The 25,055-nt window shown below is 63.4% G+C and carries 22 protein-coding genes; 7 read left to right on the forward strand and 15 right to left on the reverse strand.

Annotation, left to right across the window (positions count from 1 at the left end; translation table 11 throughout):
• Window positions 1–42: 42 nt before the first annotated feature.
• Window positions 43–3,330, forward strand: a complete 3,288-nt coding sequence (locus tag C4N04_RS08620; RefSeq protein ID WP_106795830.1) for a cellobiose phosphorylase — start codon at window positions 43–45, stop codon at window positions 3,328–3,330.
• Between the two features lie 2 nt (window positions 3,331–3,332).
• On the opposite strand, the gene C4N04_RS08625 is transcribed toward C4N04_RS08620, so the two are convergent.
• From C4N04_RS08625 to C4N04_RS08650, 5 genes are all read right to left on the reverse strand, one after another.
• Window positions 3,333–4,076, reverse strand: a complete 744-nt coding sequence (locus C4N04_RS08625; protein WP_106795831.1) for a FadR/GntR family transcriptional regulator — start codon at window positions 4,074–4,076, stop codon at window positions 3,333–3,335.
• 105 nt (window positions 4,077–4,181) lie between these two features.
• The gene (gene kduD / locus C4N04_RS08630) at window positions 4,182–4,946 is read right to left on the reverse strand and encodes a 2-dehydro-3-deoxy-D-gluconate 5-dehydrogenase KduD (protein ID WP_280954335.1); all 765 of its coding nucleotides are present in this window, start codon (window positions 4,944–4,946) and stop codon (window positions 4,182–4,184) included.
• Window positions 4,943–5,779, reverse strand: coding sequence for a 5-dehydro-4-deoxy-D-glucuronate isomerase (kduI, locus tag C4N04_RS08635; protein ID WP_106795832.1), 837 nt, complete (start codon window positions 5,777–5,779; stop codon window positions 4,943–4,945). The genes kduD and kduI overlap by 4 nt, the downstream gene beginning before the upstream one ends.
• Window positions 5,780–6,360: 581 nt before the next feature.
• The gene (locus C4N04_RS08645) at window positions 6,361–6,507 is read right to left on the reverse strand and encodes a DUF1127 domain-containing protein (protein WP_009982429.1); all 147 of its coding nucleotides are present in this window, start codon (window positions 6,505–6,507) and stop codon (window positions 6,361–6,363) included.
• A gap of 159 nt (window positions 6,508–6,666) precedes the next feature.
• On the reverse strand, window positions 6,667–7,647 hold the full coding sequence (locus C4N04_RS08650) for a 3'-5' exonuclease (RefSeq protein WP_106795833.1): 981 nt from the start codon (window positions 7,645–7,647) through the stop codon (window positions 6,667–6,669).
• A gap of 115 nt (window positions 7,648–7,762) precedes the next feature.
• Here C4N04_RS08650 and C4N04_RS08655 point away from each other — a divergent pair, with 115 nt between their 5' ends.
• Both C4N04_RS08655 and C4N04_RS08660 read left to right on the forward strand, forming a co-directional pair.
• Window positions 7,763–9,031: an NAD(P)/FAD-dependent oxidoreductase gene (locus C4N04_RS08655; protein WP_106795834.1), complete on the forward strand. Its 1,269-nt coding sequence runs from the start codon at window positions 7,763–7,765 to the stop codon at window positions 9,029–9,031.
• 226 nt (window positions 9,032–9,257) lie between these two features.
• Complete coding sequence (locus tag C4N04_RS08660; RefSeq protein WP_040141314.1) at window positions 9,258–10,289, forward strand: aldo/keto reductase; 1,032 nt, start codon at window positions 9,258–9,260, stop codon at window positions 10,287–10,289.
• A 316-nt stretch (window positions 10,290–10,605) separates the two neighbouring features.
• Here C4N04_RS08660 and minE read toward each other — a convergent pair whose 3' ends face one another.
• From minE to C4N04_RS08710, 10 genes are all read right to left on the reverse strand, one after another.
• Complete coding sequence (minE, locus tag C4N04_RS08665) at window positions 10,606–10,866, reverse strand: cell division topological specificity factor MinE (RefSeq protein ID WP_004674690.1); 261 nt, start codon at window positions 10,864–10,866, stop codon at window positions 10,606–10,608.
• Window positions 10,863–11,678, reverse strand: a complete 816-nt coding sequence (minD, locus tag C4N04_RS08670; protein ID WP_040141316.1) for a septum site-determining protein MinD — start codon at window positions 11,676–11,678, stop codon at window positions 10,863–10,865. Before minD ends, minE begins: the two co-directional genes overlap by 4 nt.
• A gap of 56 nt (window positions 11,679–11,734) precedes the next feature.
• Window positions 11,735–12,457: a septum site-determining protein MinC gene (minC, locus tag C4N04_RS08675; protein WP_096765140.1), complete on the reverse strand. Its 723-nt coding sequence runs from the start codon at window positions 12,455–12,457 to the stop codon at window positions 11,735–11,737.
• Window positions 12,458–12,702: 245 nt separating this feature from the next.
• Entirely contained in the window at window positions 12,703–13,587 is an 885-nt protein-coding gene (gene purU / locus C4N04_RS08680) for a formyltetrahydrofolate deformylase (protein ID WP_106795835.1), read from the reverse strand.
• 161 nt (window positions 13,588–13,748) lie between these two features.
• Window positions 13,749–15,056, reverse strand: coding sequence for a type III glutamate--ammonia ligase (glnT, locus tag C4N04_RS08685; protein WP_106795836.1), 1,308 nt, complete (start codon window positions 15,054–15,056; stop codon window positions 13,749–13,751).
• A gap of 79 nt (window positions 15,057–15,135) precedes the next feature.
• A complete protein-coding gene (locus C4N04_RS08690; protein WP_088689884.1) occupies window positions 15,136–16,464 on the reverse strand; it encodes an FMN-binding glutamate synthase family protein in 1,329 nt (442 codons plus the stop codon).
• Between the two features lie 14 nt (window positions 16,465–16,478).
• Window positions 16,479–17,165 (reverse strand): GXGXG domain-containing protein, encoded by a 687-nt coding sequence (locus C4N04_RS08695; protein ID WP_106795837.1) that lies wholly within the window; start codon window positions 17,163–17,165, stop codon window positions 16,479–16,481.
• Window positions 17,166–17,221: 56 nt separating this feature from the next.
• Window positions 17,222–18,127: a glutamine amidotransferase family protein gene (locus C4N04_RS08700; protein WP_106795838.1), complete on the reverse strand. Its 906-nt coding sequence runs from the start codon at window positions 18,125–18,127 to the stop codon at window positions 17,222–17,224.
• 90 nt (window positions 18,128–18,217) lie between these two features.
• Window positions 18,218–18,895 (reverse strand): helix-turn-helix domain-containing protein, encoded by a 678-nt coding sequence (locus C4N04_RS08705; RefSeq protein ID WP_106795839.1) that lies wholly within the window; start codon window positions 18,893–18,895, stop codon window positions 18,218–18,220.
• Between the two features lie 73 nt (window positions 18,896–18,968).
• Window positions 18,969–19,928, reverse strand: coding sequence for a GlxA family transcriptional regulator (locus tag C4N04_RS08710; protein WP_106795840.1), 960 nt, complete (start codon window positions 19,926–19,928; stop codon window positions 18,969–18,971).
• Window positions 19,929–20,015: 87 nt separating this feature from the next.
• Between C4N04_RS08710 and C4N04_RS08715 the strand changes: the two genes are divergently transcribed.
• The 4 genes from C4N04_RS08715 to C4N04_RS08730 are packed head-to-tail and all read left to right on the forward strand — an operon-like array spanning window position 20,016 to window position 25,049.
• Window positions 20,016–21,266 carry a sarcosine oxidase subunit beta family protein gene (locus C4N04_RS08715; RefSeq protein ID WP_106795841.1) on the forward strand — a complete coding sequence of 417 codons (1,251 nt, stop codon included), beginning with the start codon at window positions 20,016–20,018 and terminating at the stop codon, window positions 21,264–21,266.
• Between the two features lie 12 nt (window positions 21,267–21,278).
• Window positions 21,279–21,560 carry a sarcosine oxidase subunit delta gene (locus tag C4N04_RS08720; RefSeq protein ID WP_106795842.1) on the forward strand — a complete coding sequence of 94 codons (282 nt, stop codon included), beginning with the start codon at window positions 21,279–21,281 and terminating at the stop codon, window positions 21,558–21,560.
• On the forward strand, window positions 21,557–24,511 hold the full coding sequence (locus C4N04_RS08725; RefSeq protein WP_106795843.1) for a sarcosine oxidase subunit alpha family protein: 2,955 nt from the start codon (window positions 21,557–21,559) through the stop codon (window positions 24,509–24,511). The genes C4N04_RS08720 and C4N04_RS08725 overlap by 4 nt, the downstream gene beginning before the upstream one ends.
• Entirely contained in the window at window positions 24,504–25,049 is a 546-nt protein-coding gene (locus tag C4N04_RS08730; RefSeq protein ID WP_077989568.1) for a sarcosine oxidase subunit gamma family protein, read from the forward strand. Before C4N04_RS08725 ends, C4N04_RS08730 begins: the two co-directional genes overlap by 8 nt.
• The last annotated feature ends 6 nt before the right edge of the window (window positions 25,050–25,055 follow it).

Below are 25,055 nucleotides of genomic sequence, written 5' to 3' on the forward strand. Positions count from 1 at the left end.
CCATCCTCTGATTCCCCTCTGACATCAATTGACGAGATCTCCATGGCCCCCAACCGGACGCGCAGCTTGCAAATGCCACGACGCGAAGAGCTTGGCCTCTTTGCGATCAGCAACGGATCCGGCCTGTCGATATCGGCGCTGCCGAACGGGACGCTGTTTGCCATCGACTATGCCGACGACAAGGGATCGGTGCAGATCAACCAGATCCAGGGCTCGCCGCTCATCGGCGGCATTGGCCGTCTTTATCTGCGCGTCGGCGGCGCTCGCCCCGATGTCGTCGAGATCGTCGGCCGCCGTGCCGATGGCAGTTTCGCCTATGATGCGACGAGCTTCTCGTGGAGCGGCAAGACAGGCGATATCGCCTATGACGTCCGCCTCGCGCTTCACCCCTCCGAAACGGCATGGTTCTGGCGTGCCTCGATCCGGCATCTGAAGGATGGAACGCTGCCGGCGGATCTGGTGCTGATCCAGGATGTCGGCCTCGGCGACCGCGGCTTTCTGATGAACAGCGAGGCCTATGCCTCGCAATATGTCGATCACCACATTGCTGATCACCCGGCCTTTGGCTTCGTGGTGATGAACCGGCAAAATCTTAAACAATCAGGCGGCCGCAATCCGTGGCTGGCGCAAGGCTGCCTCGACGGGGCTGTCGCCTATGCCACCGATGCGATCCAGCTCGTGCAGGCAAAAGATCGGCTCGAGGACCTGCTGGTCGGCCCTTTCGGCACCCGGCTGCCGAGCGAACGGCGGCAGCAGGAGACCGCCTGCCCGGCCGTTCAATCGAGAACGCTGTCGGTCACACCAGATGGCGCGACGGCGACCTTCTTTGCCCTGTTTGCCGCAGACCATCCCGAGGCTTCAAGCGATGCCGACCTTGCGCTGCTCGACGGGATCGAGCTGCCGGAGGAGGCGCCCGCCGATCGAAAGGCGGCAGCACCGGTTCGCAGCCTGCTCCAGGACGCTCCCCTGCTGGAGGTCGAGACGCTCGACAAAAAGACGATCGGCCGGCTCTATCCCGAGCGGAGCCTGGAAGAGCGCGGCCACGGAAAGCTTCTTTCCTTTTTCGTGCCGGACGGAGCTCTCAACCGCCACGTCGTGCTGCGCGACAAGGAGCTCATCGTCGCGCGGCGCCACGGCGCGATCGTCCGAAGCGGTCAGAACATGCTGCTGGATGATGCCACGCTCGCCGCCACCTGCTGGATGCAGGGGATATTCGCCGCGCAGCTGACGATCGGCAACACGTCCTTCCACAAGCTCTTTTCCGTCTCGCGAGATCCCTACAATATGACGCGCGCCAGCGGGCTGCGCATCATGGCCGATCTCGGCATGGGCTGGCAGCTTCTGGCGGTGCCGTCGGCCTTCGAGATGGGTTTGAGCGACTGCCGTTGGATCTATCAATGCCCGGAGCAGACGATCATCGTGACGGCCGTCGCCTCCGGCGAGGATGCGGCGATGCAATGGAGCCTCTCCGTCGAGGGCAAGCCGTGCCGTTTCCTGGTCTTCGGTCATATCGTGCTCGGCGAGCGTGAATATGACGCCGGCGGGCAGATCGACTTCGACCCCGCGCGCAAACGCATCTCCTTCCGGCCCGACCCCGCCTGGCTCTGGGGCGAGCGTTACCCCGATGCCGTCTATTGGCTGGTAAGTTCGACGCCCGACGCCATCGACGAGATCGGCGGCGACGAGCTGCTCTATACCGATGGTCTTGCGCGCAACGGCGCTTTCGTGGCTCTGCGCTCACGGCCGACGCAGGCCCTCTCCTTCGCCGTCGTCGGTTCGATGACCGATGCCGACGACGCCGAGCGGCTGGCGCAACGGTATGAGGCCGGCGTCAACGATGCAGCCATGCTCGCGCCGGCATCGACATTCTGGCGCAACGCCGTGCGCGGCATCGGGATCGACAGCGCGTCGCCCGATCTTGCCGCCCAGGCAACCCTCCTGCCCTGGCTTGCCCATGACGCCATCGTGCATCTGAGCGTGCCGCATGGGCTGGAGCAATATACGGGTGCTGCCTGGGGCACGCGCGACGCCTGCCAGGGGCCGATCGAATTCCTGCTTGCCTATGAGCATGACCGCGAGGCTAGACAAGTGCTGAAGACCGTCTTCAGCGAACAGTACCTGGAAAAAGGCGACTGGCCGCAATGGTTCATGCTGGAGCCCTACGCCAACATCCGGGCGGGCGACAGCCATGGCGACATCATCGTCTGGCCGCTGAAGGCGCTCTGTGATTACATCGAGGCAACCGGCGATCTCGCCATTCTCGATGAGAAGGTGTCCTGGCGCGATGAAAAGACCATGCAGAAGGCGCCGGAAGTCGACACCATCGCCATTCATGTCGAGAAGCTGCTCGATACCGTCCGCGAGCGTTTCATCCCCGGAACCCATCTGATCCGTTATGGTGAGGGAGATTGGAACGATTCGCTGCAGCCGGCCGATCCGCATCTGCGCGACTGGATGGTCAGCAGCTGGACCGTCGCCCTGCTCTACGAGCAGATCGTCCGCTATTCCGCCATCCGCCGCCGCCTCGGTCACAAGGGCAAGGCCAAGGCGCTGAGCAAGATCGCAACGGCGATGCGCCGGGATTTCAATCGCCATCTCGTGCGGGACGGCGTCGTTGCCGGCTACGGCATCTTCGATCCTGCCCATGACAGCGTCGAATTGCTGCTGCATCCGAGCGACACGCGCACCGGCCTCTCCTTCTCGCTGATCGCGATGACGCAGGCGATGCTCGGCAAGCTGTTCACGCCGGCGCAGAGGCGCCATCACATGCAACTGATCGAGGAGCATCTGCTTTTCCCCGACGGCGTGCGGCTGATGGAAAAGCCCGCGACCTACGCCGGCGGGTCTGAAACGCTGTTCCGCCGGGCCGAATCTTCCTCTTTCTTCGGCCGCGAGATCGGGCTGATGTATGTGCATGCGCATCTGCGTTATTGCGAAACGCTTGCCCTGGACGGAGCGGCGGACGCGCTCTGGGAGGCGATCGCCGTCGTCAATCCGATCGCCGTCACGACGGCCTTGCCGCAGGCATCGCTGCGCCAGCGCAACACCTATTTCAGTAGCAGCGACGCGGCCTTCCCTGACCGCTATCAGGCGGCGGATGATTGGGCGCGCGTCAAGGCCGGAAAGGTCGCCGTCGACGGGGGATGGCGCATCTATTCGAGCGGACCCGGCCTCTACACCAGGAGCTTCGTCGAAAATATCCTCGGCTTCAAACGACGCTACGGCCGGCGCAGCCGCAAACCGCTTCTGCCGGCGGCGCACGCCGCCCTCGATCTGTGGACGGATCATGCCGGCTGGCGACGGTTGATGAAGCCGAAGCCGCAGATGTGAATTCAGGATAAGTTGGTCGCGTCGCGCAGCTCTTCGAAGCGCGCCGCACTCTTCGACAAGTGGCTGCGGATCGCGCGGCGCGCGGCCGCTTCGTTGCCGTCGCGGATCGCCGCGAAGATGGCGTGGTGTTCCCGGCGCATGCGGGCGGCATGGCGCTTGCGCTCGAAAGCCGTCGTCTTGTCGAGGCGCGCCCATTGGCGCGGCACCATAATATCGCCGAACGTGTCGAAGAGGCGGCTGTAGTAGGAATTCTGCGTCGCGACCAGGATCGACCGGTGGAAGGCGTAATCCTCCTGCGCGCCGTATCCGCCCTTTTCCAGCGCCTTGTCGAGGGCATCGAGGCGGTCCTGCATGCGCTCGACGTCCTCCGGCGTGCGCCGTAGCGCGGCAAGACCGGCGGCTTCGTATTCGACCCCCATGCGCAGTTCCAGCACACGCAGAACCTCATCGATCGACTGCAGATCGTTGGGAATGATCGAGAAGGATCGCGGGTTGGGATCGTTCGAAACGAAAGCGCCGAGGCCCTGATGCGTGGTGATCAGGCCTTTGGCGCGCAGCGTGGCGAGCGCCTCGCGCACGATTGTCCGGCTGACGCCGGTCGCCGCCATGATCGCCTGTTCGGTCGGCAGGCGCTGGCCGGGCTTCAAGTCGCCGGATTCGATCTGCGCCATCAGCGTATCGGCAAGGCCGCTGCGCAGGTTCGGCTGGCGAATGGTCGTGAAGAGCGCGTTGTCCTTGTCCGTCATCCTGGCTCGATCCTGCCGTCGATCATTTGCTTTTGCTAACGCATGGCGGCTGGAAAGGCAAAAGGACGTGCGCCACAGCAGCACCCGGTCACTGGGTGGCGCGGATCACCGCGCCAGCCAGCCGCCATCGACGGGCAGCACCGTCCCATGCACATAGTCGGATGCCGACGATGCCAGGAAGACGGCCGCACCGCCGAGTTCATCGGGCTTCCCCCAGCGCCCGGCCGGAATGCGGGCGAGGATGGCGGCATTGCGATCCGGATCCTCGCGCAGCGCCGTCGTATTGTTGGTGACGAAGTAACCCGGCGCGATGGCGTTGACGTTGACGCCCTTGCCGGCCCATTCGCAGGCAAGCAGCTTGGTCAGGCCGGCAAGGCCGCTTTTCGAGGCGGTATAGGAGGGGATGCGGATGCCGCCCTGGAAGGACAGCAGCGAAGCGATGTTGATGATCTTGCCCCTGCCCTTGTCGACCATGTGACGGCCGGCCGCCTGCGACAGGAAGAAGGCCGTCTTCAGGTTGACGTCGATCACCGCGTCCCAGTCTTCTTCGGTGAAGTCGAGCGCATCGGCGCGGCGGATGATGCCGGCATTGTTGACGAGGATGTCGAGGCCGCCGAAGGTCTGGATGGCTTCAGTGACGATCCCCTTGACCGGTTCGATCGTGCCGAGATCGGCCTTGATGACGTGGAAGCGGCTGCCCGCTTCCTTCACCAATGCCTCGGTTTCGTCCATCGAGGAGCGCCCGACGGCGACGATCGAGGCGCCGGCCCCGGCGAGCGCGGCCGCGATCGCCTGGCCGATACCGGTATTGGCGCCGGTGACGACGGCCGTCTTGCCGGAAAGATCGAAGGGATTGGCCACGGCGCTCACCTCAGATCCGCAATGGCGATGTGATCCATGTCGGTGAAGCTCTTATTGTCGCCGGCCATCGCCCAGATGAAGCTGTAGTTCTTGGTGCCGGCGCCGGAATGGATCGACCAGGGCGGCGAGATGACCGCCTGCTCGTTGGCGACCAGCATATGCCGGGTCTGCTGCGGCTCGCCCATGAAGTGGAAGACGCGCTGCTCGGCTTCGAGATCGAAATAGAGATAGGCCTCCATGCGCCGGTCATGCGTATGGGCCGGCATGGTGTTCCAGACGCTGCCCGGCTCGATCATGGTCAAGCCGAGGGTGAGCTGGCAGGACTGGCAGACCTCCGGATGGATGAACTGATAGATCGACCGCTTGTTGGCCGTCGCGGCTTCGCCCGGCGTCAGGTGGCGGGCCTTTTCGCGGGTGAGCAGCACGGTCGGATGCGTCTGATGCGCCGGCGTCGAAACCAGATAGAACTTGGCCGGATTGGCGGCATCTGCGCTCTCGAACCTGACATCCTTGGCGCCCTTGCCGGCGTAGAGGCAATCATATTTGGCAAGGTCGTAGCTGGTTCCGTCGACGATGATGCGGCCGGCGCCGCCAATGTTCAGCGCGCCGAGTTCACGTTCGGCAAGGAAGGTTTCCTGTCCGATCGCCGTCGGCGCCGTCAGCGTCAGCACGGTGCCGAGCGGCGTGACGCCGCCGATGACCATGCGGTCGTAATGCGAATAGGTCAGTCGGATCTCGCCGCCTTCGAAGATGGTTTCCACCAGAAAGTGACGCCGCAGCGTTTCGGTGTCGTAACCGCGCACGGCCTCGGGGTGGGAGGCGTGTCTCACGTCGATCTGCATGTCAATTTTCCTTCAGCTTCATTGTCGTCAGGCGGCACCGCTATAGCGGGAAAGCTGGTCATATCAGACGTTTTTCCGCTGCGGTGGTATCCGTCTGGTTACATAGTTGTACGACAAGTTCGGTGTCAACAGCTTTGTCCGCGCTTGGCCGAGCAGAGCCTAGCATTCAAGCAGAGTTGAGAACAGACAGGAGAATTTGGCTGGGATTGGTGACGACATCCCCCCGCAAGCGGCCGCTTTCGGCGTGGTCCGGCGGCCAAAACGAAAAAGCCTGCCGCGGGAGGAGGTGCGGCAGGCTTTTCGAAAAGAACCGAACTACAGCTGGGAGGAGGAGTGCTGTCGTTCCCGCAGGCGACCCTGGGAGGAGGACGGGCGCCTGCATATCGAAGGGATGCGGGAGGAGATGCATCGCTTCGATGGAAATAATCATACTTATTTTGTGCCCAGTTGATAGGCATTTCTTTGCAATGCAGCCATGCATTATGCGAAATGCTCATGGCTACAGGCACCGCAAAAGCAAAGCGCCCGCTCGGGAGAAGCAGGCGCTGGGCAAGGCTCGAAGTTGGTCGTCTGTCAGGCCGTTATCGGCCGATGGCTGCACGAGCGATAGTGCGGATTTCGCCGCGGCCGATGCCGAGGTCGTCCAGTTCGCGCGTGGTCATACGGCCCAGTTCAGCGACCGTCTGACGGTACTTGCGCCAATTGTTGAAAGAGCGTGCTACGTTCATGATGATCCCCTTTCCGTGGGCTTTCGAAGCCTAGCTGCCAGTCCTTGGCGCTTCGTTCGCTTCGATGAGCCGTATATAATTTGGGACCCGCGGTTGTTGCAGCGCCAATGCAACACTGCACCTATGCGGCTCTTGCATGGGTCGTCGCGTCAGATGGGCTCAGGATCTGTAGCGGTCGAAGGCCGTCAGCCGCACGGTCGGCGGATCCGCCTCTCTCCATCGGTAGATTTCCGAGCGCAGATAGGAGAGTTCGTCACCGAGATCATCTTCACCGACTTCGATCCACCAGGACTTCAGGCGGCCGTCGCTTCCGTCAGACCAGCGATAGCCCCTCGCCTTCAGGTGGTCCTTCATTTCGAACGGGCTGTGTTCGGCGAAGATGCGGATGCGCGAGCGCTGGCTGGCCCGGTAGAGCTCGGCAAACGGGCTTTCACCCTCACCTTGCTGCCGGTCGAGGATTTCCAGGAGCGCGTGGCAGTCGTCCACCGCGCGATGGCCCTCATGGAAATAGCCGGCCTGGCCGACGAGGTAACCGAGCTTGGTGCCCTCGAAGCCGCGCGCGCTCCAGTCGATTTCCGACACCGAACATGCCCAGGCCTTGCCGGTGAAGAGCGGCGAGAAGGCCTCGCAGAACGGCCGGTCGAAACCGGCATTGTGGGCGATGATCAGATCGGCCGGCTCGATCAGGGCGCTCAACGACCTCATATCGATGACCTGGCCTTCGACCATCGCATCGGTGATCCCCGTCAGCCGGGTAATCTCCGGCGGTATCGGCCGCGACGGCTGTTGCAGGCCGCCATAGATGCCGACGATATCGCCAATCGCGCCGTCGTCGTCGAATGTAAAGGCGACGGCGCCGATTTCGATGATCTCGTCGCTGCGATGGTTGAGACCTGTGGTCTCCGTGTCGAGAACGACGCCGAGCCGCGGATATTCCGGCCGCCTGACAGGTGCAATCGGCCGGGCGGTCAGTTTCCTGAGGATGCGATAGTTGCCGCTCTCTTCCAGTGCGCGTGCCATGTCTTCATCAGAACGGGCGGCCGGTTGCGACGGCGGCCGGCGCGATGGAGCGCGCGCCTTGGCGACCGCCGGCGACGGCCTGAAAAACATGTCGAGTTGCGAATCTCTCTGCACGCTCATCGGACCTGTATGTCACGTGGACGCGGTTTAATCCATCGCGCGGGGCGCTATCCCCAGCCCTTGTCTTTTATCGAGATGAAAGTTTAGCTGAGCGCGAGCGGCCAAAGGAGAAGACATGTCCGGTGACAATGGCAAGGGCGCCGACGTAGACGTCGTCATCATCGGCGGTGGCGCTGCCGGCATTGCCGCCGCGCGGCGCGTGCAGGCCATCCGTCCGGATCTTTCGATCCTGCTGCTGGAAGCCGGCGACCGTCTCGGCGGCAGGGCCTGGACGGTCGGGCTGCCGGGAGCAGCCGACGCCGTGCTCGATCTCGGCTGCGGCTGGCTGCATGGGGCGCGGACCAATGCCTGGACTGATATTGCCGCGGCGGTCGGACTGACGGTCGACCGCACACCAGCGCCCTGGAGCGGCGGCCGGCGGCTGCAGCGGAACGATGCGGAGACCCAGGCCGCGCAAGAGGCGATCAGCGCCTATTTCGAACGGCTCGACAGCCATGAAGGCGATGATACCGATCTGGCGGCTGCGCTCGAGCCCGGAAATGCCTGGAACGGCCAGATCCGGGCAATCGGCACCTACATCACCGGCGCCGAACTGGAACGGTCTTCCGTCGTCGACTACAACAGATATGATCCAGGCCCTGGTCCCGACTGGCGGGTGCGCCAGGGTTATGGAACCTTGATTTCACTTTATGGCAGGCCGGTTCCGGCAAGGCTCGGCGTCGAGGTCAGGCGCATCGACCACCGTCACGCCGGCCGGGTCGGCATCGTGACCAATCAAGGCATTCTCAGCGCCCGTGCCGTGCTGGTGACCGTTTCGACCAATATGCTTGCGGCTGAAAAGATCGCCTTCGACCCGCCCTTGCCTGATAAAACGCAGGCCGCCGCCCGTTTGCCGCTCGGGCTCGCCGACAAGCTCTTCCTCGGACTTGCGCATCCGCAGGCGCTGCCGGCCGACACCCATATGCTCGGCTCCATCAGCCGCGGTGCAACCGGCACCTATCAGCTCCGGCCACTCGGCACTCCTGTTGTCGAAGCCTATTTTGCCGGTGACCTCGCCCACGATCTGGAGCGAGAGGGCAGCGAGGCTGCCTTTTCCTTCGCCGCCGATGAGCTGGCGGGGCAATTCGGCGGTGATATCCGCAAGGAATTGTCGCTGGCGGCGATCTCGGCCTGGGCCGCTGCACCCCATATCGGCGGCTCCTATTCCTATGCCGAGCCTGGCGCCTCCGATCTGCGCGCTGTGCTCGCAGCACCGCATGACGAGCGGATATTTTTTGCCGGCGAAGCCTGTTCGCGCTCGCGTTACTCGACGGCGCACGGCGCCTACGACACCGGTGTCGCCGCAGCCGATCGGATCGCCGGCTCGTTTTCGAGAAAAGCATGACCAATCCCAACTGCGCGGCAGGCGGGAATATGTTTTCCCACTTGTGGCACGGGGGGGATTGGCTATGCTGCGCCTGCCCCTGCGCCAGATGAGCCCAGGGCGCCAGACGTCATCCGGCGGCAGCGGCCGCCTCAAGCTCGATATTGTCATTAGATTGCGGAAGCCCCGGCTTCTACCCCGACGATTTTTTCGCGTCGGCTGCGGGTATCCGCATGAGGAGGAAGAAATGGATTATCGCAAGCTCGGTCCCAGCGGGGCCGTCGTCACCGCCTATTGCCTGGGCACCATGACCTTTGGTGCGGAGGCCGACGAAGCGGCTTCGCACAAGCTGCTCGACGATTATTTCGCCTGGGGCGGTAATTTCATCGATACCGCTGATGTCTACAGCGCCGGCAAGTCGGAAGAGATCATCGGACGTTGGCTGAAGGCGCGCCCGACCGAGGCCCGCCAGGCGATCGTCGCCACCAAGGGCCGTTTTCCGATGGGCAACGGACCAAACGATATCGGCTTGTCGCGCCGGCATCTCGGCCAGGCGCTCGACGATTCGCTCCGCCGGCTCGGCCTCGAGCAGATCGACCTCTACCAGATGCATGCCTGGGACGCGTTGACGCCGATCGAAGAGACGTTGCGTTTCCTCGACGATGCGGTTTCGTCAGGCAAGATCGGCTATTACGGCTTTTCCAACTATGTCGGTTGGCATATCGCCAAGGCATCGGAGATCGCCAAGGCGCGCGGTTATACGCGTCCGGTGACGCTGCAGCCGCAATATAATCTGCTGGTGCGCGACATTGAGCTCGAAATCGTCGCGGCCTGCCAGGATGCCGGCATGGGTCTGTTGCCGTGGTCGCCGCTCGGCGGCGGCTGGCTGACCGGCAAATATAAGCGCGACGAGATGCCGACCGGCGCCACCCGCCTCGGCGAAAACCCCAATCGCGGCGGCGAATCCTATGCGCCGCGCAATGCCCAGGAGCGCACCTGGGCGATCATCGGCGCTGTGGAGGAGATCGCCCGGGCGCGCGGCGTGAGCATGGCGCAGGTAGCGCTCGCCTGGACGGCGGCGCAACCAGCCGTCACCTCGGTCATTCTCGGCGCCCGCACCCCCGAGCAGCTCGCCGACAATCTCGGCGCCATGAAGCTCGAGCTTTCCAAGGAAGAGATGACCAGGCTCAACGAGGTCAGCGCTCCGCAGCCTCTGGATTACCCCTATGGCAAGGGCGGTATTGCCCAGCGCCACCGCAAGATCGAGGGCGGTCGCTGAGCCTTTCGGCCGGACAGATCGACGCAAAAAGCCGCCATGTTTTCATGGCGGCTCAACCTAGGCTTTTTCGGCATGCCCGGGTTTGACCCACGGCTGTCAGGTTCGTACGGGGCTGTACCGGCGACTGCCCCTCACCCTAGCCCTCTCCCCGTAAACGGGGCGAGGGGACGTGCCACGCGAGAGGCTGGAGAGAGACGGAGATCGCGACTTGTCCCCTTCTCCCCGTTTACGGGGAGAAGGTGGCGGCAGCCGGATGAGGGGCTGCCCTCAGCGATCTCCTGGCGCCAGATGGCCGTCAATACCAGCGTCGTTACCTTCAAGCCGCCTGTACGGCCGCGTTCAGCGGGATTTCGACGTCGATCTCGAGGGTCGAGACATATTCGTTGCGGTCGATCGTCACCTGCACCTTGTCGTGGTCGAGTTCGACGTGCTTGGCGATGACAGCTAGGATTTCCTCGCGCAGCAGGGTGACCAGGTCCGATCCTGCCGAGGCGCGCTCGTGGGCGAGAAGCACCTGCAGGCGTTCACGGGCGGCGGGCGCGGTTCTTTGTTTGTTGAAGAGACGGAAAATATTCATGCCGCCCTCCGTCCGAAGATCTTGTTGAAAATATTGCGCTTTTCCTCGGGGATCGCCATCGGCAGGGTCTCGCCGGCGAGTCGGCGGGCGGCATCGAAATAGGCCATGGCGGCCGGGCTGCGGCTTTCAGCCAGCGTGACCGGCGCCCCGACGTTGGAGGCGCGCAGCACGTCCATGCTTTCGGGCACGATGCCGAGCAGCGGGATGGACAGGATTTCCAGGACGTCATCGACCTTCAGCATGTCGCCGCGCTCTGCGCGGTTGGCGTCGTAACGGGTCAGCAGCAGGTGCTTTTCCATCCGCTCGCCGCGTTCGGCTTTGGCGGTCTTCGCATCGAGCAGGCCGATGATGCGATCGGAATCGCGGACCGACGAGACTTCGGGGTTGGTGACGACAACGGCAACATCGGCGTGACGCATGGCGAGCGTTGCGCCGCGCTCGATGCCGGCCGGGCTGTCGCAGATGATCCAGTCGAAATAACGCTTCAGGTCGTTGATGACGCGCTCGACACCCTCGGCCGTCAGATTGTCCTTGTCGCGGGTCTGCGAGGCCGGCAGCAGGAACAGCGTTTCCAGCCGCTTGTCGCGGATCAGCGCCTGCGTGAGCTTGGCGTCGCCCTGGATGACGTTGATCAGGTCATAGACCACCCGGCGCTCGGCGCCCATCACCAGGTCGAGATTGCGCAAGCCGACGTCGAAATCGACGACGACGACCTTTTCATTGCGTTGCGCCAGCGCCGCGCCCAATGCGGCCGTCGAGGTCGTCTTTCCGACCCCGCCCTTGCCTGACGTGACGACGATCACTTTCCCCATTTCTCTCTCCTTTGCCGTGCCGCAGTAATTCAAAGTGTTGCGCCGCTGCGCCGTAGTCAGCTCAGTTTTTCCGCCATGATCGCATCGTCTTCGAGCCAGAGCTGAACAGCCTGTCCGCGAAGATTGGGGGCCATGTCTTCCGCCATTTTGTAGACGCCGTCGATTGCCACCAGCTCGGCCTCGAGCTTGCGGCAGAAAATCCGCGCCGATGCGTTGCCGATGGATCCTGCCATGGCGCGGCCGCGTAGCGCCCCGTAGATGTGGACCGAGCCGCCGGCGATGACCTCGGCGCCCGAGGCGACCGACCCGACGATGGTGACGTCGCCTTCCGGGAAGATCACCGATTGCCCGGAGCGCACCGGCTCGCGGATGACGATCGATTGCGTCGTTGCCGGGCGGATCTCGGGAGCTGCCGGCTTGCTCGACGCTTCGACAGGCTCGCTCGCCTGAACCTCAATGTCGGAAGCGGAGCGGCCGCCTTTGAGCGCCGGCGGCATGCCGGAGCCTAGAAGGGACGGCCGAGCGCCTTCGATGCCCATGATGCTGACATTGCGCTTGGCAAGCTCGGCAATGAGCTCCTTCAGCTGCGGCTTGTCGATTTGCAGGTCTGACAGGTCGAGCACGACCGGTCGTCCCAGGAAGAAGCCGGCCGAACGCGCGGCCAGATCGTCAAGCCTCGCCAGCCAATCGTCGAAAGGAAGGTCCGGAGACAACATGACGGCCAGGAAGGAGCGGCCCTTGATGCGGATAGAGCGAGCGTCTGTTAGCACTTTGGTCATCTGTGTGAAGAAATCGTTGACCATGTGTACCGCTGACATGGTTAACAAAAAGTTAACGCGGCCTGGAAATTCCCTAACGTGATGTAGCCGATTTCGATCGACAATTTTGTCTATACTGTTGAAAACATGTGGGCTTATTCAAATTATGAATAATCCTCACATGTGACCGGAATGAACATCCGTTGCCGAATATCTCGTCGACGGCCTGGTTGCGGTTCTTGCCGCGGCGTTAACCTCTCGGCGACTCACCCCATGCGTTCGGAGGCGTAGCTTCCGGGGCTTGCCGGGAAGACGACGGTGCGGTTGCCGTTGATGAAGGTGCGGTGGTGGATATAGGCGTGGATGGCCCGCGCCAGCACCTGGCTTTCGACGTCGCGGCCGATCGAGACATAGTCGTCGGCGCTCTGGGCATGGGTGATGCGCGCCGTGTCCTGCTCGATGATCGGGCCTTCGTCGAGATCGGCGGTGACGTAGTGGGCGGTGGCGCCGATCAGTTTGACGCCGCGCTCATAGGCCTGCTTGTAGGGGTTGGCGCCCTTGAAGGACGGCAGGAAGGAATGGTGGATGTTGATGATCCTGCCCGACATCTGCTTGCAGAGCTGGTCGGAGAGGACCTGCATATAGCGGGCGAGCACGATCAGTTCGGTGCCGGTCTGGTTGACGAGCTCGACGAGCTGGGCTTCGGCCTGCGGCTTGTTCTCCTTGGTCACCTTGATGTGGTGGAAGGGGATGTCGTGGTTTACGACGACCTTCTGGTAATCGAAATGGTTGGAGACGACGCCGACGATGTCGATCGGCAGCGCCCCGATCTTCCAGCGGTAGAGCAGGTCGTTGAGACAATGGCCGAAGCGCGACACCATCAGCAGCACCTTCATGCGGCTTTCGCTGTCGTGGAACTCGTAGTCCATTTCGAAAGGTGCGGCGACGGCGGCAAAATCGGTGCTGATCGCCGAGCCGGACAGCCCCTCTTCCGAAATGAAGCTGACGCGCATGAAGAACTTGCCGGTATCAAGATCGTCGAACTGTGAGCTGTCGATGATGTTGCAGCCCTTCTCCGCCAGATAGCTGGAAATCGCCGCAACGATGCCACGCGTCGATTTGCAGGATACGGTGAGTACGACGTTTTTCATGGCTGTCTCTTCCTTGGCCAGATCAGGTGTCCGGGGATGCGACGCCGAAGCTTGTCAGCCCCGGCGTGTCGGTGGTCATTGATGCATGTCGCCGGTACGTGTGCAGCGGTTCCCGGATGACCATGCACAAAAGCAAAGAGCTTTAGGAAATCGGTCGCCCTTCAGATGTCGAGCGTGCTGTCGCGTTCCCACTGGGTGAAATGCGAGCAATAGGCATTCCATTCCCGATGTTTGAGCTTGAGGTAGGCGGCGGAAAATTCCGATCCGATCGCCGCCTTCAGGCCCTCGTCGGCATCATAGGCGCGCAGCGCATCGAGCAGGTTGAGCGGCAGCCGCGGCGCGTCTTTCACCAGATGCCCCTCGGCATACATGTCGATATCGTGGTGCGGGCCAGGGTCGGCTTGGCTGCGGATGCCGTCGAGGCCGGCGGCGATGATGATCGCCTGCAGGAGATACGGGTTGACCGCCCCGTCCGGCAGGCGCAGCTCGAAGCGTCCCGGCCCCGGCACGCGCACCATATGGGTGCGGTTGTTGCCGGTCCAGGTGACGGTGTTCGGCGACCAAGTGGCGCCCGAAGTCGTGCGCGGCGCGTTGATGCGCTTGTAGGAATTGACCGTCGGATTGGTAATGGCGGCGAGCGCCGAGGCATGTTTCATGATGCCGCCGAGGAAGGTCTTGCCCTGCGCGGAGAGACCGAAAGCCATTTCCTTGTCGGCGAAGGCGTTGACCTTGCCGTCGACGTCCCAGACCGAAATATGGGCATGGCAGCCGTTTCCGGTCAGGCCCTTGAAGGGCTTCGGCATGAAGGTGGCGCGAAGCCCGTGTTTTTCAGCGACCGACTTGACCATGAACTTGAAGAAGGAATGCTTGTCCGCCGTCTTCAGAACATCGTCATATTCCCAATTCATCTCGAACTGACCGTTCGCATCCTCATGGTCGTTCTGATAGGGCTTCCAGCCGAGTTCGAGCATGTAGTCGCAAATCTCGGCGATGACGTCATAGCGGCGCATCACCGCCTGCTGATCGTAGCAAGGTTTTTCAGCGGTATCGAACTGATCCGAGATGACAGAACCATCGGCAGAGATGAGAAAGAATTCGGGCTCGACGCCGGTTTTCACCCTGAGCCCCTCTTTCGCAGCCTCAGCGACCAGTCTTTTCAGCAGCACACGCGGCGCCTGTTCGACGGGCAGATCGTCCATGACGCAGTCGGCCGCGACCCATGCGATGTCTTTCTTCCAGGGCAGCTGGATGACGGAGGAAGCATCGGGAACCGCGAAGAGGTCGGGATGAGCGGGCGTCAGATCAAGCCAGGTGGCAAAGCCGGCAAAGCCTGCGCCATCCCTCTGCATATCGGCGATGGCTTCGGCCGGGACCAGCTTGGCGCGCTGGCCGCCGAACAGGTCCGTATAGCTGATCATGAAATATTTGATGCCTCTCTCGGAGGCGTATTGCGAGAGGTCGAGTGTCACGTTTGTCCCCTTATGTTGATCTTAGACACTTGATGATGAAGCCGGCCGCATCCTCCCAAACGCGCCCGGCCGGGTGTTTTTAAAAACCGGTCTTGCCGGGGATCCAGTTGGTGCCGGCGAGCGGCACCTGCGCCATGGCCGATGCCTCGATCGTCAGTGCGACGAGGTCTTCCGGCTCGAGGTTGTGCAGATGGTTCTTGCCGCAGGCACGAGCGATGGTCTGCGCCTCGAGCGTCATCACCTTCAAGTAGTTGGCGAGACGGCGGCCGGCCGCGACCGGGTCAAGGCGCTTTGCCAGCTCCGGGTCCTGGGTGGTGATGCCGGCCGGATCCTTGCCTTCATGCCAATCGTCATAGGCGCCGGCCGTCGTGCCGAGCTTCTGATATTCCTCTTCCCAATGCGGATCGTTATCGCCGATGGCGACGAGGGCTGCCGTGCCGATCGCCACCGCGTCGGCGCCGAGCGCCAGCGCTTTGGCGACGTCGGCGCCTGAGCGGATGCCGCCCGACACGATAAGCTGCACCTTCCGATGCATGCCGAGATCCTGCAGCGCCTGAACAGCGGGGCGAATGCAGGCAAGCGTCGGCATGCCGACATTCTCGATGAAGACATCCTGGGTCGCCGCCGTGCCGCCCTGCATGCCGTCGAGCACGACGACATCGGCGCCAGCCTTCACGGCAAGGGCGGTGTCGTAATAGGGGCGCGCGCCGCCGACCTTGACGTAGATCGGCTTTTCCCAATCGGTGATCTCGCGCAGCTCCATGATCTTGATTTCGAGATCGTCGGGGCCGGTCCAATCCGGATGGCGGCAGGCCGAGCGCTGGTCGATGCCCTTCGGCAGGTTGCGCATATTGGCGACGCGGTCGGAGATCTTCTGGCCGAGCAGCATGCCGCCGCCGCCGGGCTTGGCGCCCTGGCCGACCACGACTTCGATGGCATCGGCGCGGCGCAGATCCCTCGGATTCATGCCGTAGCGGGACGGCAGGTACTGGTAAACAAGCGTCTGCGAATGGCCGCGTTCCTCATCGGTCATGCCGCCGTCGCCCGTTGTGGTCGAGGTGCCTGCAATCGTCGCGCCACGGCCGAGCGCTTCCTTGGCATTGCCGGACAGCGCGCCGAAGCTCATGCCGGCAATGGTGATCGGCGTCTTCAGCGTGATCGGCTTCTTGGCGAAACGCGAGCCGAGTACCACAGTCGTGTCGCACTTCTCGCGATAGCCTTCGAGCGGATAGCGCGAGATGGAGGCGCCGAGAAACAACAGGTCGTCGAAATGCGGAACCTTGCGCTTGGTGCCGGCGCCGCGGATGTCATAGATGCCGGTCGCCGCCGCGCGGCGGATTTCGGCAAGCGTATAGTCGTCGAAGGTCGCAGACTTGCGTGGCGGGGTGTAGGGGTTGTGATAGCTCATGAGTGTCCCTCGCCTTAATACGCGTCGGCGTTGTCGATGTTGAAATTGTAGAGCTTGCGGGCCGAGCCGTAGCGCTTGAACTCTTCGGGCCTGACGTCCGTGACCCCGGCCTTGTCCAGCAGTTCGGCAAGCTTCTCCAGATGCTCGGGCCGCATCTCCTTCTCGATGCAGTCGGCGCCCAGGCTCTTGACCGCGCCCCGGACGAAGAGCTTGGCTTCGTAGAGCGAATCCCCCAGCGCATCGCCGGCGTCACCGAGCACGACGAGATGGCCGGACTGGCCCATGAAGGCCGACATGTGGCCGATGCTGCCATGCACGACGATGTCGATGCCCTTCATCGAAATGCCGCAGCGCGAGGCCGCATTGCCCTTGATGACGAGCAGGCCGCCCTGTCCGGTGGCGCCGGCATACTGGCTGGCGTCGCCTTCGATGACGACGGTGCCGGACATCATGTTTTCGGCAACGCCCGGACCGGCGGACCCATGAACCGTGACCCTGCCTCCGTCATTCATGCCGGCGCAGTAATAGCCGACCGATCCTCTGACGGCGACCGTGACGGGGCTGTCGATGCCGACGGCGACGGCATGGCTGCCGCGCGGGTTGATGACCTCGAATTCAGTATCGTTGGCGCCTTGGGAAAGGGCGTGCAGCGCGCTGTTCAGTTCGCGAAGAGGGGTGTTGGAAAGATCGAATGTCGGCATTGGTTCCTCGTTGATCTGGGAGGCGGGTTCAGCGGCTCCTTGCTTTCAGGTGCCCCTCAGGCGGCCTTGTCGTGATCCCAGAAATAAACGGTTGCCGGCTCCGGCTCCCAGACGCGGGCATTCTCGATGCCGGGAAGGTTGACCAGCGCGCGGTATTCCGAGCCGAAGGCGACATACTGGTCGGTCTCGGCCATGACGGCGGGCTTGCAGGCGATCGGGTCGCGCACCACGCCGAAGCCTGATTTGGTGCCGACGACGAAGGTGAAGAAGCCGTCGAGATCGTCGAGCGCGCCGGTCAGCGCCTGGCCGAGATCCTTGCCCTTGGCCATTTCGGCCGTGAGATAGGCGGCGGCGACTTCGGAATCGTTCTGCGTCTCGAAGGTCATGCCTTCGCGGATGAGTTCGCGGCGCAGATTGTTGTGGTTGGACAGCGAGCCGTTGTGCACGAGGCACTGGTCGGCGCCGGTCGAAAACGGATGGGCGCCGAGCGTGGTGACGGCGGATTCGGTTGCCATGCGGGTATGGCCGATGCCGTGGGTGCCGCCCATGGTGCGGACGTCGAACCGCTTCACGACGTCTTTCGGAAGACCGATTTCCTTATAAATCTCGACGCTTTCGCCCGATCCCACCAGGCGGACCGACGGGCGGATCTCTGCAAGCGCCTTGCGCACGGCGCCAAGCTTGGAGGCATCAAGCTCGATCACCGCATGCGTGCTCTTGATCGATACCTCGGCTCTGATGCCGGACTTCTCCAGGTCGCCGGCGAGGCCTTCGAAATCGACGCCAGGGTTGGCGGACTGGATGGTAATCTTCGCCCTGCCCTCGGCAGAACCGCCATAGATCGCGATGCCGGCCGAGTCCGGGCCGCGATCCGTCATGGTGATCAGCATATCCGAGAGCAGATTTCCCAGTTGGGGTTCAAGGCTCTTGTCCTTGAGGAACAGTCCAACAATGCCGCACATAGCGTGTGCCTCCGTTCATGGTGAGAAAGGAGTAACAGCTCTGTTTGCGGTCTTCAACTGGGAGGAATAAATTTTTCTTTTAAGGCAACATCAGCCTCTGGTGACTTGTTGGGGATAGCTGATGATCGAGAGATACCGGCTCGGCAGTTTCACCAGTTGCTCCGGCCCATGCGGCGCATCGGCGTCAAAGAACAGGCTGTCGCCCGGCTGCATCTGGAAAAGCTGGTCGCCGTGGCGATAGACCACCTCGCCTTCGAGCATGTAGAGAAACTCCATGCCCTCGTGCTGGAAGGTCGGGAAGATGTCGGAATCGGCCGTCAGCGTGATGAGGTAAGGCTCGACGATGACGCCGCTCGAATTGTTGTCGATATGGCCGAGCAGATTATACTGGTGGCCGGCGCGTGTGCCGCGGCGTTCGAGCTCAATGCCCTGCCCCGCCTTGACGAAGACGGCATTGCGCGGTTCCTCAAAGCGGCGGAAGAAAGCGGTCATCGGCACGCCAAGCGCCCGCGACAGCGATTGCAGCGTCGTCAGCGACGGCGAGATGTTGCCGTTCTCGATCTTCGACAGCATGCCGAGCGAAATGCCGGTCGCGGCGGCGAGATCGGTGACCGTGATGCCGAGTTTCTTGCGATAGGCCCGCACCTCATGGCCGATCGCCATTTCCAGGTTGTTTTCCTTCGGCTCCCGAACGGCGTGCGGGTCCTGGGAAAAGGGCGCGCGTGCGCCATGTTCCGCTTGCTCTGCCGTTTCACGCTTGGTTTTCATGAATGTCCCGCCGCCTGGTTTTTCCCGATGGCAACCTATCGCCCTGGTGAAAGTTCCTCAACCGTGGAGAAAGCTAATCCCGCCTCGCCTGCCGCGGCGCCATGCCATAGAGGGCGCGAAACATCCGGGAAAAGTGGCTCAGACTGGAAAAGCCGGTGGCGACGGCGATCTCGGAGACGGAAAGCGGGCTCTGTTTCAAGAGGCGATGGGCATGCTGAAGCCGAATCCGGTGATATTGATCGAGGAAGGTGATCCCGAGATGGGCTGCAAACAGCCGGTCGAGATGACGGGCAGAAACACCGGCGATGCGCGCCATGGTAGCGCGGCCGAGCGGCATCTCGATCGTCTCCTCCATACGTTCCAGAACGTTCAGCAGGCCGGGATGGTGGACGCCGTAGCGTTCGGCGAGCGAGGCGCGCTGGGGTGCGGCGGGCTCGTTGACCTCGGTATGAAGATACCAATCGCTGACGCGGCGGGCGAAATCCGGCCCCATACGCTCGGCGATCAGCACATGCATCATGTCGAGCGGCGCGATGCCGCCGCCGCAGGTGATGCGGTTGCCGTCGATCATGAAGCGCGCCTGGCGCGGCGTGAGATCCGGGAAGGCTTCGAGAAGGGCGGCCGCATGTTCCCAATGGATGGTGAAGTCGCGGCCGGCAAGCAGCCCAGCCGCGGCCATCAGATAGGGGCCGCCTGAAATGCCGCCGATCCTCACACCCTCGCGCGACAGCTGCCTGAGGCAGGCAAGCACGCCGGGATAACGCCAGTCGCGCGGCGAACCGCCGGCGCAGACGAAGGCCATGCCGAGATCGGAGCCCCTGGCGGGAAGAGGTTCGGCCGGCACAAGCACGCCCGAGGAGGAGAGCACCGGCGCGCCATCCGGCGAGAAGATCGACAGGCGATAGATTTCTCGCCCGGCCAGAAGGTTTGCCGCCCGCAACGGCTCGGTCGCCGAGGCATAGGACATTAGGGCGAATCCTGGGATCAGGATGAAGGCGACCTCCTGGACATTTCTGCTATCGGATGAGGACATGTCTCTTTTCTAACCATTCTTGTCCCTATTGTGCAAGTCGCGCGTCGCCTTTCTGGCATCATGCGGACGTTCCATTCGGATTGACCCATGCGCTATTCCGCTCTTTCGATTTTCCTCAACGGCCTTCGCGGCAATAAAAGCTGGGCGCCCGCCTGGCGCGACCCCGCGCCGAAGCCGCATTACGACGTCATCATCGTCGGCGGCGGCGGTCACGGCCTTGCCACCGCCTATTATCTCGCCAAGGAATTCGGCGTCACCAATGTCGCCGTGCTCGAAAAGGGTTATCTCGGCTCCGGCAATATCGGCAGGAATACGACGATCATCCGCTCGAACTACCTGCTGGCCGGCAACAATCCCTTCTACGAACTGTCGATGAAGCTTTGGGAAGGGCTGGAGCAGGACTTCAACTTCAACGCCATGGTCTCGCAGCGCGGCGTGCTCAACCTCTTTCACTCCGATGCGCAGCGCGATGCCTATACGCGCCGCGGCAACGCCATGCGGCTGCACGGCGTCGATGCCGAGCTTCTCGACCGGCAGGCGGTGCGCTGGAAATTGCCCTTCCTCGATTTCGACAATGCGCGTTTCCCCATCATGGGGGGCCTGTTCCATCCGCGCGGCGGTACGGTGCGCCACGATGCGGTCGCCTGGGGTTATGCGCGCGGCGCAGACAGCCGCGGCGTCGACATCATCACCCAGTGCGAAGTGACCGGCATCCGCACAGAAAACGGTGAGGTGACCGGCGTCGAGACCAGTAGGGGCTTCATCGGCTGCGGCAAACTGGCGCTGGCGGCGGCCGGCAATTCCACCACGGTCGCCGAAATGGCCGGTCTTCGCCTGCCGATCGAAAGCCACGTGCTGCAGGCCTTCGTCTCCGAGGGGCTGAAACCCTTCATCGACAATGTCGTCACCTTCGGCGCCGGACATTTCTACGTCTCTCAGTCGGACAAGGGCGGCCTCGTCTTCGGCGGCGATATCGACGGCTATAATTCCTATGCCCAGCGCGGCAACCTGGCGACGGTCGAACATGTCGCCGAAGCCGGCGTGGCGATGATCCCGTCGCTGTCGCGGGTGCGTTTCCTCCGTTCCTGGGGCGGGGTGATGGATATGAGCATGGACGGCTCGCCGATCATCGACCGCACCCACATCGACAATCTCTATCTCAACGCCGGCTGGTGTTACGGCGGCTTCAAGGCGACGCCCGCCTCCGGCTTCTGCTACGCCCATCTGATCGCCCGCAACACGCCGCACCAGACGGCCCGCGCCTTCCGGCTCGACCGTTTCGCACGCGGCTATCCGATCGACGAAAAGGGCGTCGGCGCCCAGCCCAATCTGCACTGAGGACATTTGACCATGGCGAGCCTGATTTCCTGTCCCCATTGCGGCGCCCGGCCAAAGGAGGAATTCGCGATCCGCGGCGATGCCGGCCTTATCAGGCCAGCGCCGGACGCCGGCGCGGAGGCCTGGTTCGACTATGTCTATCTGCGCGGCAATCCGCGCGGCCGCCACAGCGAATACTGGCACCATTCCTCCGGATGCCGCCGCTGGCTGATCGTCGAACGCGATACCGCCACCCATGCGGTCCATGGCGTCAAAGACGCCGCCCTTGCGAAGCTCGGCGGAGAACCGGCATGAGCTTCCGTCTTTCCTCGGGCGGCCGCATCGACCGCGCCAAGACCCTCGGTTTCAGCTTCGACGGCAAGGCGCTGGAAGGCTATCCGGGTGATACGCTCGCCTCGGCGCTGCTTGCCAACGGCGTCCAGCTCGTCGGCCGCAGTTTCAAATATCACCGACCGCGCGGCATCCTGACGGCGGGTGCTGCCGAACCGAACGCGCTGGTGACGACAGGCAGCGGCGGGCGCACCGAACCGAATACGCGCGCGACGATGATCGAGCTCTACGAGGGGCTGACAGCCAGGAGCCAGAACCGCTGGCCCTCGCTCGGCTTCGATATCGGCGCGGTCAACGGCCTGCTCTCGCCTTTCCTCAGCGCCGGTTTCTACTACAAGACCTTCATGTGGCCGGCAGCGCTCTGGGAAAAGCTCTACGAGCCGGTGATCCGCAAGGCAGCGGGCCTCGGCAGAGCCTCCTACGAGGCCGATCCCGACACCTATGAGAAATGCTGGGCGCATTGCGATTTGCTGGTGATCGGCGCGGGCCCTGCCGGTCTTGCCGCAGCACTGACCGCCGGCCGCGCCGGCGCCCGCGTCATTCTGGCCGACGAAGGCTTCGAGCTTGGCGGCAGCCTGCTTTCCGAGAGCGGCACGATCGACGGCAAGCCGGCCGACACCTTCCTCGGCGAGCTGCTGGCCGAACTTGGGGGGCTAGCGAATGTGCGCCGCCTGCCGCGCATGACCGTCTTCGGCTGGTACGACGACAATGTTTTCGGCGCCGTCGAGCGTGTGCAGAAGCATGTGGCGATGCCCGATCCGGACCGCCCGGTCGAACGCTTGTGGCGCATCGTCGCCCGCCAGGCGATCCTGGCGACGGGCGCCGAGGAGCGGCCGCTCGTCTTCGGCGGCAACGATATTCCGGGCGTGATGATGGCGGGCGCCATGCGCAGCTATCTCAACCGGCAGGCTGTCGCGCCGGGCAGAAGCACGGTGGTCTTCACCACCAATGATGCCGGTTACCGCACCGCCGCCGATCTTGAGGCCGCCGGCCTCGCCATCACGGCGATCGTCGACAGCCGCGCAGACGGGGGAAAGACTTGGGAGGGTCGCGCCGAGGTGCTGAAGAGCGCCCGGGTGATCGATGCGCTCGGCGGCCAGCACCTGCGTGGCGTCAGCGTCGAAACCGCAAGCGGCACTCGCCGCATCGAAGCTGATGCGCTTGCCATGTCGGGCGGCTGGAGCCCGATCATCCACCTTGCCTGCCACCGCGGCGGCAAGCCGCAATGGTCGGACGAGGTCGCGGCCTTTCTGGCGCCGGCCGCGCAGGGCGGTCTTACCGTTGCCGGCTCGGCGGCCGGCCTCCAGGAAATCACGGCCTGCCTGGGCGATGGCGCCGCAAAGGCGGCCGTCGCCCTGAAGGCGATCGGCTTTGCAGCGGCGGAGCCGGCCTTTGCCGCTGCCTCGGAGATCGCGGCACCGACAAAACCGCTCTGGTCCGTCAAGGGCTCGAAAGGCAAGGCTTTTGTCGACTATCAGAACGACGTCCATCTCAAGGATCTCGGTCTTGCCGTGCGCGAAGGCTATGGCCATGTCGAGCTTGCCAAGCGTTATACGACATCAGGCATGGCGACCGACCAGGGCAAGCTTTCCAACATCAACGCCATCGGCATTCTGGCCGAGGCGCGCGGCGTGTCGCCGGCCGAAGTGGGAACGACGACCTTCCGGCCTTTCTATACGCCGGTCTCTTTCGGCGCTCTGACGGGGGCGTCGCGCGGCAAAGATTTCCAGCCGGCGCGCAAATCACCGCTGCATGGCTGGGCGAAAAAGAACGGCGCGGTCTTCGTCGAAACCGGCTTGTGGTACCGTTCCTCCTGGTTTCCGCGCGCCGGCGAGACGACGTGGCGCGACAGCGTCGACCGCGAGGTGCTGAATATCCGTAGGAATGCCGGCCTCTGCGACGTCTCGACGCTCGGCAAGATCGAAATCTTCGGCCGCGATGCCGCGACCTTCCTCGACCGGATCTATTGCAACGGCTTCGCCAAGCTTGCCGTCGGCAAGGCGCGTTACGGCATCATGCTGCGTGAGGACGGCTTCATCTATGACGACGGCACCACCAGCCGCTTCAGCGACGAGCACTTCTTCATGACGACGACGACGGCGCTTGCCGCCGGCGTGCTGACCCATCTCGAATTCTGCGCCCAGACACTCTGGCCGGAGCTCGACGTCTGCTTCGCCTCCTCGACCGATCAATGGGCGCAGATGGCCGTGGCCGGGCCGAAGTCCCGCGCCATCCTTGCCGAAATCGTCGACGAGGATATCTCCGATGCCGCCTTCCCTTTCATGAGCGCCCGCAAGGTTTCGCTATTCGGCGGCCGTCTCGAAGGCCGGCTGTTCCGCATCTCCTTCTCCGGCGAACGCGCCTACGAGCTGGCAGTGCCGGCCGGCTATGGCGAAAGCGTTGCCGACGCCATCATGGCATCAGGCGAAAAACACGGCATCTGCGCCTACGGCGCCGAAGCGCTCGGCGTCCTGCGCATCGAGAAGGGCCATGTCACCCACGCCGAGATCAACGGCACGGTCACCCCAGGCGATCTCGGTTTCGGCCGCATGGTGTCATCGACCAAGCCGGATTTCATCGGCAAGGCGATGCTCGCCCGCGAAGGCCTGCAGGATCCAGATCGGCCGCGCCTCGTCGGCGTCAAGCCGCTGAACCCGGCCAGCGGCTTCCGCACCGGCTCGCATATCCTTGCCGAGGGTGCGGCGGCGACGCTCGAAAACGATCAGGGCTATGTCACCTCAAGCGCCTTTTCGCCGACGCTCGGCCATAAGATCGGTCTGGCGCTCGTCCGGCGCGGGCCGGAGCGTCTCGGTGAGAAGGTGACGGTCTGGAACGGGCTGCACAATGAATTCACCGAGGCGGTGCTCTGCCATCCCGTCTTCATCGATCCCGAAAACGAGAAGCTCCATGCCTGATCTTCCCCAGCACAGACCGGTTCTCGCCGGCGCTAGATATAACGGCATGACAGCGGCCGCCATCCGGCTGGAAGCCCTGCAGGAAGGCCATCTGCTGCACGTGCTCGGCGCGATCGAACCGGCGGCACTGGCCGCCGAGCTGGTCAAAGCCGGCCTCGCGAACAGTTCGATCCGCAAGGCCGGCTTCCGCCAATGGTTCGTCGCCGGCGACGAGCCGCTTTCCTCAGCCGCTCTCGAAGCCCTAGCGGCAGCGCTTGCCGGGAAAGCCGTCGTCATGGACCAGAGCCATGGACGCGTCCGCATCGGCATTTCCGGCCGATCCTCGCGGCTGCTTCTGTCAAAAGGCACAGCCGTCGATCTCGATCCCGCCGTCTTTCCGGAAGGCGGTTCGGCGATGACGATGATCGGCCATATCTCCGTGCAGATCGTCCGAACTGGCGATGACAGTTTCGAACTGACGGTCCTGCGCAGCTTCGCCGAAAGCCTGTGGGACGAACTCAGGCATATGGCGGCGAGCGCCGAAAAGGATAGCGTGTAAAGGCTA

The organism is Rhizobium sp. H4 (assembly GCF_003013335.1).
In the GTDB taxonomy this organism is placed as follows: domain Bacteria; phylum Pseudomonadota; class Alphaproteobacteria; order Rhizobiales; family Rhizobiaceae; genus Rhizobium; species Rhizobium sophoriradicis.